The organism is Acinetobacter sp. YH12205, assembly GCF_013418125.1.
GTDB classification, from domain to species: Bacteria; Pseudomonadota; Gammaproteobacteria; order Pseudomonadales; family Moraxellaceae; genus Acinetobacter; species Acinetobacter towneri.
In genome coordinates this window covers 73,168-84,766 of record NZ_VPCQ01000006.1, presented here as the reverse complement: position 1 = coordinate 84,766, position 11,599 = coordinate 73,168, and the positions used below count along the sequence as shown (strand labels likewise).

The following is an 11,599-nucleotide window of genomic DNA, read 5'->3' as shown; positions in this document are numbered from 1 at the left end:
CAAAGCTGATATTTTTGATTTGCCGAATTAAACAACAAATTGCGTGAAAATTCGCAGAATTGATCTGATTTTTTTCAGTAAGGCCTCAAAATCTATTAACATAGTCTGTGCTTAAATTTTGATTTCATTATGAAAGGATCGGTCATGCAACGAGTGGCAATCAATGGCTTTGGTAGAATCGGGCGCAATGTGCTGCGGGCTTGGTTTGAAAATCCCAAAGACTTTCATTTTGAAATCGTCGCCATAAATGACATTGCCGATGTAGAAACCTTGGTTCATTTATTTAAATACGACAGTACCCATGGTCGTTTTAAAGGGCAGGTGGAAATTAGCCTTGAAAATGAACAGATTTTTTTGAATATTTCTGCAGGTTTGGCGCAATTAAAAGTTCAGGTGTTGAATCAGGCTCAACCTGCACAGTTGCCGTGGCAAGCTTTAAATGTAGATGTGGTATTGGAATGCACAGGGTTGTTTCGTTCCCGCGAGGCGGCAACGCAGCATATTACTGCGGGCGCCAAACGTGTGATTATTGGCGCTGCACCATTCGATACTGTAGATGCTGCGATTGTTTATGGTGTCAATCATCACGAAGTCAAAAATACTGACCAAATTATTTCCAGTGTGTCTTGCACCACGCAGGCTTTAGTACCACTGGTTAAAATTATTGATGACGCTTTTGGAATTGATACCGCATTAATGACTGAAATTCATGCAGTCACAGCCGATCAAACTGTATTGGATCAGGCGCATCGCGATTTACGTCGTGCGCGTGCATCAGGACAAAATATTATTCCTACAACTTCTTCTGCCCTAGGTGCTTTAAAACAAGTCATGCCAAAAATGGCAGATCGGATAGATGGTTATTCGATTCGTGTGCCGACCATCAATGTTGCAGCCATTGATTTAACTTTTATTTCTCAGTCGCCAATTACGGTGCATAAATTGAATCAGGTGTTGTGTGCTTCGGCAGCGCATGATTATGCCGAAATTATGCAAGTGACCGATGAGCCTTTGGTATCGAGCGACTTTAACCATTCACCTTATTCTTTAATTGTCGATTTAAGTCAAACCATGGTCGTGGGTCATCAAGCCAAAGTTTTTGCGTGGTATGACAACGAGTGGGGTTATGCCAACCGTTTACTAGATTTGTGTGAATCTTTTAGTCAGCGGGCGGTGTAAGCGGCTACTTTTTAAGACATATACAAAGTGTGAAAAGCGTGTAATAGTGATGACAGATTTTACACTTCGTATTCACGGTTAATTCACTGATTGATATAACAAAGTTTGCATAGAAAATTTGAATAGAGTAGTGGCATGATGATTATTTTATTGTGGGGATTTATTTTTTTGCTGGCACTTGCCGTCATTTTTCTGATTTGGTTGCAGTTTAAAAATCAGGCAGACAGCAGCAGTGATGTGCAGCATCAACAGCAAGTCGAGCAAAAAGTATTACATTTAGAAGAGCATCTAAAAAAGACGTTGGAGATTATGCAAGATTTGGCTAAAAAGATGCAGGTTCAGCAAGATGCACTCGATAAAACCGTGCAAAAAACCGCACAGCTTGAAATGCAAAATGCTGAGTTGGTCAGTTTATTGGCAAAGGCGGTGAAATCAAATCAGGACTTTTAAATGATGGCTTTGAAAGATGTGGTGTATTCATATTTTTTTACCGCATATTTCAGAAAAAGTCAGGTGCATGAGCAAAAGTATCATGCTAAACTAGGAGAAATCGGGTGTGCTCCCGATTTTTTTATGCGGATTCGTTCCGCGCAAACAAGAATTTAGGTTTACAACATGCCCATTTCAGAGACATGGTTATTACCTGATGGTGTAGCTGATGTATTACCAGAACAAGCGCAAGTGATTGAAAGCTTGCGTCGTAAGTCACTGGATTTCCTCGCATCTCGAGGTTATCAGTTGGTGTACACGCCATTCATAGAATACATTGAATCTCTATCTTCTCTTTCAGAATCGAATCAAGATTTAGACCTTGCCACATTTAAAGTGATCGACCAACTTTCAGGTCGTTTGCTGGGTGTTCGTGCCGATATGACACCACAAGTGGCGCGTATTGATGCGCATGTACATCCTGTAGATGGCATTGCACGTTACTGCTATGCAGGTACGGTTTTACATACCAAACCACAAGGTTTTAATACCACACGTGCACCATTGCAATTGGGTGCAGAGTTATTTGGTTCAGACAGCATTGATGCCGATGTAGAAATGGTTGATCTGATGCTCAGCTTGCTAAAAGAAGCAGGTTTGGCAGAAGGTGTGCATTTAGACTTGGGTCATGTCGGCTTGTTCCGTAGCTTGGTTAAACAAGCAGAATTAAGCAAAGCCACTGAACGTCAATTGTCAGATTTATATCAGCGTAAAGCATTGCCTGAATTGGCAGAATTTACCCAAGATTTAAATTTCGGTTCAGATTTTTATGCTTTAGGTCGCTATGCCAGTGATTTAACCGCTTTGCAGGCTCATTTAAGTGCTGATGTGTTGGAAAATACCGAATTTAAGCAAGCGTTTGAAGCCGTGAAAGCAACACAAGCTGAAATTCAGGCACGTTGGCCAAACTTGCATATTGGTATTGATGTGGTTGAGCTGCGTTCTTATCACTATCACACAGGTTTAATGTATGCAGTGTATGCGCCAAATCGTGCTGCACCATTGGCACAAGGCGGTCGTTATGATGGCATTGGTCAGCATTTCGGACGTGCGCGCCCTGCAACAGGTTTCTCTTGTGACTTGTTTGTATTAAGTGCAGGTCGTTTTGAATCATCGTCTGTTGTTGTTGCGCCTAAAGGCTCACAACCTGATTTAATCGCGGCTATCCAAAACACACGTGCGCAAGGCTTTAGTGTAATTCAATTGTTGGGTAATGATGATTTAAACTCGGTTCCATACGCAACGCACCAATTGGTTCTTGCAAATGGTGAGTGGACAGTCGAAAAAATTTAATCGCCAAGGCATGTTTCATGTTACAGGTCTTGGTTTTCAATTTTAACAGCATGATGTAATGAGGCTATTATGGGCAAGAATGTTGTGGTACTTGGTACCCAATGGGGCGACGAAGGTAAAGGTAAGATCGTCGACCTGCTCACAGATCAGGCGGCGGCAGTCGTTCGTTATCAAGGCGGACACAACGCAGGCCATACTCTCGTGGTTGGTGGTAAGAAAACTGTATTACACCTCATTCCATCAGGTATTTTACGTGAAAACGTACTGTGCTTAATTGGTAATGGTGTAGTACTTTCTCCTGAAGCACTCATTAAAGAAATGGGTATTTTGGAACAAGAAGGCGTGCCAGTGAAAGAGCGTTTACGTATTTCACCAAACTGTCCGCTTATTTTGCCGAACCACATTGCACTTGACCAAGCACGTGAGAAAAAACGTGGTAATGCCAAAATTGGTACAACAGGTCGTGGTATTGGCCCAGCTTATGAAGACAAGGTTGCACGTCGTGCGATTCGTGTTGCTGACTTGGTTCGTGGCGGTGAAGCACTACGCGCTCAATTGACTGAATTATTGGACTATCACAACTTCCAATTGACACAATACTACGGTGTTGAAGCAGTTCAGTTAGATGAAGTTTTAGCGCTATGTGACCAATGGCGTGAAGTGATTGCACCATTAGTGGTTGATGTAACGACTGAAATTCATAATTACCGTAAAAACGGTGACAACATTATGTTTGAAGGTGCGCAAGGTTCATTACTTGATGTTGACCACGGTACTTATCCGTATGTGACTTCATCGAATACAACTGCGGGCGGTGTAAGCTCTGGTTCAGGCTTAGGTCCATTACATTTAGACTACGTTTTAGGGATTACCAAAGCTTATACCACACGTGTAGGTGCAGGCCCATTCCCAACTGAGTTGGTGTATGACGCAGCAAATGACGTAGGTGATGCGATTGGTAAACACTTAGGTACTGTGGGTCACGAGTTCGGTGCTTCTACAGGTCGTCAACGTCGTTGTGGTTGGTTTGATGCCGAAATTTTACGTCGTTCAGTCGATGTAAACTCACTGTCTGGTATCTGCTTGACCAAGTTAGACGTATTGGACGGTTTAGAAGAAATCAAAATCTGCGTAGGTTATGAAAATACCGATTCAGGTTGTGTAGGTTCTTCTGATGCGCTTGCATACGAAAACTTAAAGCCAATTTATGAAACAATGCCAGGTTGGTCTGAATCAACTGTGGGTGCGACCAGTGTAGAACAATTGCCTGAAAATGCAGTGAACTACATCAAACGTCTTGAGCAGTTAATTGAATGTCCAATCGACATTATTTCTACAGGTCCAGACCGCGCAGAAACTATCGTATTACGTCATCCATTTGATGCTTAAGTCGTTGTGATTTAGCATAGCATTTAAGCTCTGATGATGTATTCAGCCCTGTCTAAATGATGGGGCTTTTTATTGCTGTTGTTTCAGTTTCAATAGCGACTCATTTTTGGAAACATTATAGATGATGCTGAGTGAGTTGTTTTTTCAAGACTAAAGTTGCAGATGACTGGCGCTGTGCAGAGCAGGGTGGCTTGTTACAATGGCTTTAGAAAATTAAATTTAATTAAGGTTATGCAGGATGCATAAAAATATTACCAGTACGATTTTTTATTCTTTATTGTTTGCGATGGGCGGTGCACCGACCATTGCCATGATGCTGATTTTATCGCAAAAGCATGATCCGAATATTATGTATCAGGCATTTATTGGTTTAAGCGTTATTTTTGCCTGTATTTTGGTGCCACTGATTCTGATTCAAAATGCTTACCTACTCTACAAACGCAAAAATCCAGAAATGGAAGAAAAAGTAGAAGTAGTGTCTAAAATTTACTTGGGTTTAAATGTTTTCTGTTTAGTATTTTGGTTGTGTTATCAATTTCTTTACTAGGGTAGTGATTGATCGCTCAGACATACAATCTGTACACAGCTTAGGCGTTGTTTACATAAATGATATGTTTATGAAGTGATTATAGATTTAAAGCCTTGAATTGATTTCATATAATTGATTGGTATGAAGATAGCTCGCAAGGCGGAGATTATTATAATGAACAAAAAACTGATGTTAAGTTTATGTGCCGCAGGCGCAATCACAGTTTCAGGGTGTACGACTGTTGCAGACATGGCGGGTGCAGATACTGCGACCTTAAATGCAACTGCTACCAAAAGCTATAATGAAATGGTGCAAGACGCACGCAATAAAAATCAGTTAGACACAAGCTCCACCACGTATAAACGTATCAATACTGTGTTTCAGCGTTTGATTCCACATGCCAATCAAATGAACCAAACAGGTCAGCCTTTCCAGTGGCAATTGGCGGTACTTAAGTCTGATCAAGTCAATGCTTTTGTCGCACCTGGTGGTAAAGTGGTGTTCTACACTGGTATTGTGAATAAACTGAATTTAACTGATGCTGAAATTGCCGCAATTATGGGGCATGAAATGGTGCATGCTTTAGAAGAACACGCGAAAAGTAAAATTGGTGCACAGGCTTTAACCAATATTGCCTTGAACGTAGGTTTAAGTGCGGCAGGCAATAACGTTGGTCAATTGGGTGCAGCAGCAGCGCAATTGGGTACCCAAATTGGGATTGGCTTGCCATATTCACGTAATTTGGAAAGTCGTGCCGATCAGGGTGGTTTAATGCTGATGGCGCGTGCAGGTTATAACCCACAAGCTGCAATTACCCTTTGGGAAAAAATGAACAAGCTTGAAGGTGGCGGCGGTGCGTCCTTCTTATCGACTCACCCATCGAACAGTCAGCGTATTGAAGCAATGCGTAAAAACTTGCCAGCAGCACAAGCGCTATATAACCAAAGTCGTCGTTAAGATGACCTCAGCCAGTTCAACTGGTTAAGATAAAACACAAAAAAGATGCGCATGGTTTTATGCGCATCTTTTTTTATGAAGACTTTTTGACTTTAAACAGCATAAAAATGATGAATTATTGCTGAGTTCATATTTTTAATTTCATTTTAAAGCAGTGCTTAAAATAAAATTAGGGCGCTGGATTGGGTTGTTGACGATGAATGGCTTCAATGCCTTGTAAAATTTCATCTGATAAGGTGATGTCAAAGGCATCAATATTTTCTTTGAGTTGCGCCATATTCGTCGCGCCAATAATGGTACTTGTCACAAAAAATTGCTGCTTGATAAATGCCAGCGCCAGTTGCGTCAAACTCAAGCCGTGTTGTTCTGCAAGTTGGGCGTATTGCTCGGTTGCCCATTCGCTTTGTGGATTACTGTAACGGCTAAAACGTGAATATAGCGTGACACGTGCATTGGCAGGGCGTGCGCCATGACGGAATTTACCAGTTAAATAACCAAAAGCCAAAGGTGAGTAGGCGAGTAGTCCAACACCTTCATAATGGGCAATTTCAGACATACCAATTTCATAAGTACGATTCAGCAGGTTATACGGATTTTGTACGCTGACAAATTTACTTAATCCTAATTGTTCTGCCAAGTGTAAAAACTTCATGGTGCCCCAAGGGGTTTCATTCGACAGACCTATATAGCGAATCCGTCCTTTTTGAATTTCTTGTTGCAACGCGGTTAAGGTTTCAGCAAGGTCGGTTACTTCTTGCGTATTTTGTGCTTCTTGGTTGCCATAACCAAGTTTGCCAAAAAAGTTGGTTGGACGCTGCGGCCAGTGCAGTTGGTATAAGTCGATATAGTCGGTTTGCAGGCGTTTTAAATTGCCATCCAGTGCAGAATGAATATCCTCTGCGTTAAAGCGGGTTTTGCCGTCTCGAATATGACTGCCGCCTTGCGAAGGGCCTGCAATTTTAGAGGCTAAAAACAATTTGTCACGTCCGCCACGTTGTTGTAACCAATTGCCAATAATAGTTTCAGTTGCACCTTGAGTTTCTACTTTTGGTGGTACGGGATACATTTCTGCGGTATCCCAAAAATATAAGCCTCGTTCTAGCGCATAATCGAGTTGTTGAAAGGCTTCTTGCTGGGTATTTTGTTCACCAAATGTCATGGTGCCTAAACAGATTTCTGGAACTAGAATGCCTGTTTTTGCCAATGGTTTAAATTGCATATTGTCTCTCGCTCAAGATTATATGTATATATTGATGTTACAAGAGCTGAAACCATTTTGCGCCACTTGTGGCTGCGAAAATTGCTACTTCATTGTAGTGACAGCAATAATGGTATTTTGATAATTGAAAATGGTAAAAAGTTAACAGCTGGTAATAAAAAAGCAAATCCGAAGATTTGCTTTTTTAATGAGCATATAGATGGTTTACTCGTCATCAAAGTTGCCATCAGTGGATTCATTTTGCTCCAAAGAAGCATCAAAAATCAGAATGGCTTTACCATCAGTTTCAATCATGCCTTGTTCTTCAAGTGTTTTTAGAACACGCCCGACCATTTCACGTGAACAGCCGACAATACGACCAATTTCTTGGCGTGTAATACGAATTTGACGACCGTTTGGCAAAATCATGGCTTCTGGTTGCGCAGAAAGATCAATCAAGCAACGTGCAATACGACCAGACACATCTATAAAGGCAAGGTCAGTTACCTTACGTGTAGTATTTTTTAAACGACGTACCAGCTGTGCAAAAACGGCATAGCTTAAGTCAGGATATTGTTTGCTGAGTTCGTGGAAGTTTTCATAAGTAATTTCTGCAATTTCACAGACATCACGAGTACGAACTTCTGCAGTACGTTGTGGATTCGATTCAAACAGACCCATTTCCCCAAAAAAGTCGCCTGGATTCAAATATGCCACAACAATTTCGCGATCATCATCTTCGCGAAGAATAATTGATACTGAACCTTTTAAAATCAAATATAACGATTTAGATTCAGTCCCCGCATCAACAATAGTTGTCCGTTTTGGATAACGGTTGATGTATGCACGTTTTAATAATGCTTTGACTGAGTCAGGCAGTTGTCCAGGGGACAATGCATCAGTGCTCAGCTGTGAAAAGTTTGAAGTCATGCTAACGGTTCCGAAAATGGATAAATAATAGATCGCACAAGACCTAGTCTGAACTTGTCACACAGTAGAGATGAAATTCCTTATCAACTCAAGTTATGTTAGTGTACAAATACCCATGTCAATTTATAGTTTTTTTTAGGTAGTTGCAATGCAAACAAGTGTTCAGTGGTTAGAGAACGTTGCTTTTGAAGCCAAATCGGAAAGTGGTCATTCTGTGGTGATGGATGGATCTGCAGAATATGGCGGTGAAAACCGTGGTCCACGTCCTATGGAGTTAATCTTAATGGGACTTGGTGGTTGTGCTTCATTCGATATTGTGACTATTTTAAAGAAATCACGCCAAGAAGTGACGCATGTTGAATGTCAGTTAAAAGCAGAACGTGCCGATAGCATCCCTGCCGTGTTCACCAAAATTCATTTGCATTTTGTGGTCAAAGGCAAGGCTGTCAAGGAAAAGCAGGTTGCGAAGGCGGTTGAACTTTCAGCAGAAAAGTACTGTTCTGCCAGTAAAATGCTATCTGATGGTGGCGTCGAAATTAGCCATGATTTTGAAATTATTGAACAAGATTAAGCGTTGACTGATAGGTCATACAATGGTTGGTATATTTGCCAATCATTGTAACTAAATATTTCTATTTGCATGAATAATAATCAGAAGCCTTTAATTTGTTGATATACAAGTGTATGTCAATAATTCAACTCACTATAAAAAAATTACCTGATTAAACTTGAAATTTACTTTAATCAGTCCAATATTATAATTGAAATCTAACCGTTAATTTTAATTAAGATTTTGAAAAATATATAAAAAATTTAATTGAAATTTACGCCTGCGTTCCCATATATCCATCAAGTACACAATTTGTTGTGAGGAATAACAAGAATGCGTTTTGAAAAGTTTACCAACCGCCTACAGCAAGCTTTATCCGATGCCCAATCTCTCGCGATAGGGAAAGATCATACTGCCATTGAAGGCATTCACTTATTGGCGACTTTGCTCGAAGAAGCTTCCAATGTCAGTTTATTACAACAAGCAGGCGCAAACCTACGTGATTTGCAAAGCAAATTACAGCAAGCGATTGCTGATGCACCGACTTTGGCCAATCCAACAGGCGATATCAACTTAAGTCCAGATGCGGTTAAAGCCTTGAATTTGGCTGACAGTTTTGCCCAAAAAGCAGGTGATGAGTTCTTGTCAACCGATTGGTTGATGCTGGGTTTGACCGAAGTGGGCGCGACCAAAACACTACTGAACAGTGTAGGCGTGACCTCAGATAGTTTGCGTAGCGTGATTGACAAAATTAGAGGGGATGAAAAAGTCATGAGCAATAATCACGAAGATCAACGTGACTCACTCAATAAATATACCATCGATTTAACCGAACGTGCGTTGGCGGGCAAGCTAGACCCTGTAATTGGTCGTGATGATGAAATTCGCCGTACCGTTCAGGTGTTGTCACGCCGTACCAAAAACAACCCAGTACTCATTGGTGAACCTGGTGTGGGTAAAACTGCGATTGTTGAAGGTTTGGCGCAGCGTATTGTGAATGGTGAAGTGCCAGAAAGCTTAAAAGGTAAACGTGTTTTATCTTTAGATTTGGGCTCATTGTTGGCAGGTGCGAAATATCGCGGTGAGTTTGAAGAACGCCTAAAAGCGGTCTTAAAAGACTTGGCGAAACAAGAAGGTGAAGTCATCTTATTTATTGATGAATTACACACACTTGTGGGTGCAGGTAAAGGCGATGGTGCCATGGATGCAGGCAATATGTTGAAACCTGCATTGGCGCGTGGCGAATTGCGCTGCGTCGGTGCCACTACTTTAGATGAGTATCGTCAATATATTGAAAAAGATGCGGCTTTAGAGCGTCGTTTCCAAAAAGTATTGGTCGATGAGCCAAGTGTAGAAGACACCATTGCAATTTTACGAGGTCTGAAAGAACGCTACGAAGTGCACCACGGGGTTAAAATTTTAGATTCGGCGATTATTGCCGCCGCTAAAATGTCGCACCGTTATATCACTGACCGTCAACTTCCCGACAAGGCAATTGATTTGGTGGATGAGGCAGCGTCACGGATTAAAATGGAGCTAGATTCTAAGCCTGAAGCCTTAGATAAATTAGAGCGCCGTTTAATTCAATTAAAACTGCAACTTGAAGCCGTGAAGAAAGATGAAGATGCAGGCAGCCGTGCTGAAGTTGCACATCTGGAAAAACAAATTATTGAAGTTCAAAATGAATACAATGATTTGGAAGAAGTTTGGAAAGCGGAAAAAACCTTGGTTGAAGGCACTAAGCAAATTCAGACTCAGCTTGATCAGGCACGTATGGCATTGCAAAAAGCGCAGCGTGAAAATGACTTGGCGGAAATGTCACGTTTACAATACGGTGTGATTCCTGAGTTGGAAAAACAACTGGCACAAGATGAGTTGGTTGAAGAGAAAGAAGAACCAAAATTATTGCGTAACAAAGTTACGGACAATGAAATTGCTGAAGTCGTGAGTGCTGCAACGGGCATTCCTGTATCGAAAATGCTGCAGGGTGAACGTGAAAAATTGCTACACATGGAAGATTTCTTGCATAACCGTGTGGTGGGGCAAGATGAAGCTGTGGTGGCGGTGTCGAATGCGGTACGTCGTTCACGCGCAGGTTTGTCTGATCCTAACCGTCCAAGTGGTTCGTTCCTGTTCCTTGGCCCAACAGGGGTAGGTAAAACAGAATTGACCAAAGCGTTAGCGAACTTCTTGTTTGACAGCGATGACGCCATGATTCGGATTGATATGTCTGAATTTATGGAAAAACACTCGGTCAGCCGTTTGGTCGGTGCGCCTCCAGGCTATGTCGGTTATGAAGAAGGTGGTGTATTAACCGAAGCAGTACGTCGTAAACCGTACAGTGTGGTGCTGTTTGATGAGGTGGAAAAAGCCCATCCAGACGTATTTAACATCTTGTTGCAGGTGTTGGATGATGGACGCCTAACCGACTCGCAAGGTCGCGTGGTGGACTTTAAGAACACTGTAATTGTGATGACTTCTAACTTGGGTTCACACGAAGTACGTGAATTGGGTGACAATCCAACACGTGAAGAAGTGCGTACCGTGGTCATGGCCGCAGTTTCACAACATTTCCGCCCTGAGTTTATTAACCGTATTGATGAGTTGGTGGTGTTCCATTCACTGGAAAAAGCACAAATTCGTGGCATTGCCGATATTCAATTGGATCGTTTACGTGCGCGTTTAAGCGAACGCGACTTGAGCTTGTCGATAGACGATACTGCATTTGATCAATTGATTGAAGCAGGTTTTGACCCAGTCTACGGTGCGCGTCCATTGAAACGTGCAATTCAGCAACAAGTGGAAAACACATTGGCGCAAAAAATCCTCGCAGGTGACTTTGTTGCAGGTGATACGATTTTAATTAAAGCTGAAAATGGTCATTTGCTGTTTGAAAAAATGAAACTCAGCTAATTGGCTATGTGTAAGCAACTTTTAAGAAACCCAGCTTCGGCTGGGTTTTTTATGACTGACAATTTAGGTCACATAAGTAAAATTTTTGGTAAAAAATGACAGCTATTTTTAATATTTTGTGATGAATATTGTATTTAAGTGATTTATTTGCAAAACAATTATCTTTTTTAAA

General features: G+C 41.4%; 10 protein-coding genes. 8 read left to right on the top strand and 2 right to left on the bottom strand.

Going from position 1 to position 11,599, the window contains the following annotated elements; genetic code table 11:
- The first annotated feature begins 144 nt into the window (after positions 1-144).
- The 6 genes from FTU92_RS09735 to FTU92_RS09710 all read left to right on the top strand — a co-directional run bounded on the left by FTU92_RS09735 (position 145) and on the right by FTU92_RS09710 (position 5,836).
- Complete coding sequence (locus tag FTU92_RS09735; protein ID WP_004971581.1) at positions 145-1,179, top strand: type I glyceraldehyde-3-phosphate dehydrogenase; 1,035 nt, start codon at positions 145-147, stop codon at positions 1,177-1,179.
- A 135-nt stretch (positions 1,180-1,314) separates the two neighbouring features.
- The gene (locus FTU92_RS09730; RefSeq protein ID WP_004971580.1) at positions 1,315-1,629 is read left to right on the top strand and encodes a hypothetical protein; all 315 of its coding nucleotides are present in this window, start codon (positions 1,315-1,317) and stop codon (positions 1,627-1,629) included.
- Between the two features lie 165 nt (positions 1,630-1,794).
- Positions 1,795-2,961, top strand: a complete 1,167-nt coding sequence (locus FTU92_RS09725) for an ATP phosphoribosyltransferase regulatory subunit (protein WP_096901061.1) — start codon at positions 1,795-1,797, stop codon at positions 2,959-2,961.
- Positions 2,962-3,030: 69 nt separating this feature from the next.
- Positions 3,031-4,350: an adenylosuccinate synthase gene (locus FTU92_RS09720; RefSeq protein ID WP_004971574.1), complete on the top strand. Its 1,320-nt coding sequence runs from the start codon at positions 3,031-3,033 to the stop codon at positions 4,348-4,350.
- 238 nt (positions 4,351-4,588) lie between these two features.
- A complete protein-coding gene (locus FTU92_RS09715; RefSeq protein WP_004971573.1) occupies positions 4,589-4,897 on the top strand; it encodes a hypothetical protein in 309 nt (102 codons plus the stop codon).
- A 156-nt stretch (positions 4,898-5,053) separates the two neighbouring features.
- A complete protein-coding gene (locus FTU92_RS09710; RefSeq protein ID WP_004971571.1) occupies positions 5,054-5,836 on the top strand; it encodes a M48 family metallopeptidase in 783 nt (260 codons plus the stop codon).
- A gap of 169 nt (positions 5,837-6,005) precedes the next feature.
- Here FTU92_RS09710 and FTU92_RS09705 read toward each other — a convergent pair whose 3' ends face one another.
- Both FTU92_RS09705 and crp read right to left on the bottom strand, forming a co-directional pair.
- Positions 6,006-7,055, bottom strand: a complete 1,050-nt coding sequence (locus tag FTU92_RS09705; RefSeq protein ID WP_131261355.1) for an NADP(H)-dependent aldo-keto reductase — start codon at positions 7,053-7,055, stop codon at positions 6,006-6,008.
- Between the two features lie 204 nt (positions 7,056-7,259).
- Positions 7,260-7,964 carry a cAMP-activated global transcriptional regulator CRP gene (gene crp / locus FTU92_RS09700; protein ID WP_004971566.1) on the bottom strand — a complete coding sequence of 235 codons (705 nt, stop codon included), beginning with the start codon at positions 7,962-7,964 and terminating at the stop codon, positions 7,260-7,262.
- Between the two features lie 148 nt (positions 7,965-8,112).
- Between crp and FTU92_RS09695 the strand changes: the two genes are divergently transcribed.
- Together FTU92_RS09695 and clpB are read left to right on the top strand one after the other, a co-directional pair.
- Positions 8,113-8,535: an OsmC family protein gene (locus tag FTU92_RS09695; protein ID WP_004971563.1), complete on the top strand. Its 423-nt coding sequence runs from the start codon at positions 8,113-8,115 to the stop codon at positions 8,533-8,535.
- A 312-nt stretch (positions 8,536-8,847) separates the two neighbouring features.
- Positions 8,848-11,427, top strand: coding sequence for an ATP-dependent chaperone ClpB (clpB, locus tag FTU92_RS09690; RefSeq protein ID WP_004971561.1), 2,580 nt, complete (start codon positions 8,848-8,850; stop codon positions 11,425-11,427).
- Positions 11,428-11,599 lie beyond the last annotated feature (172 nt).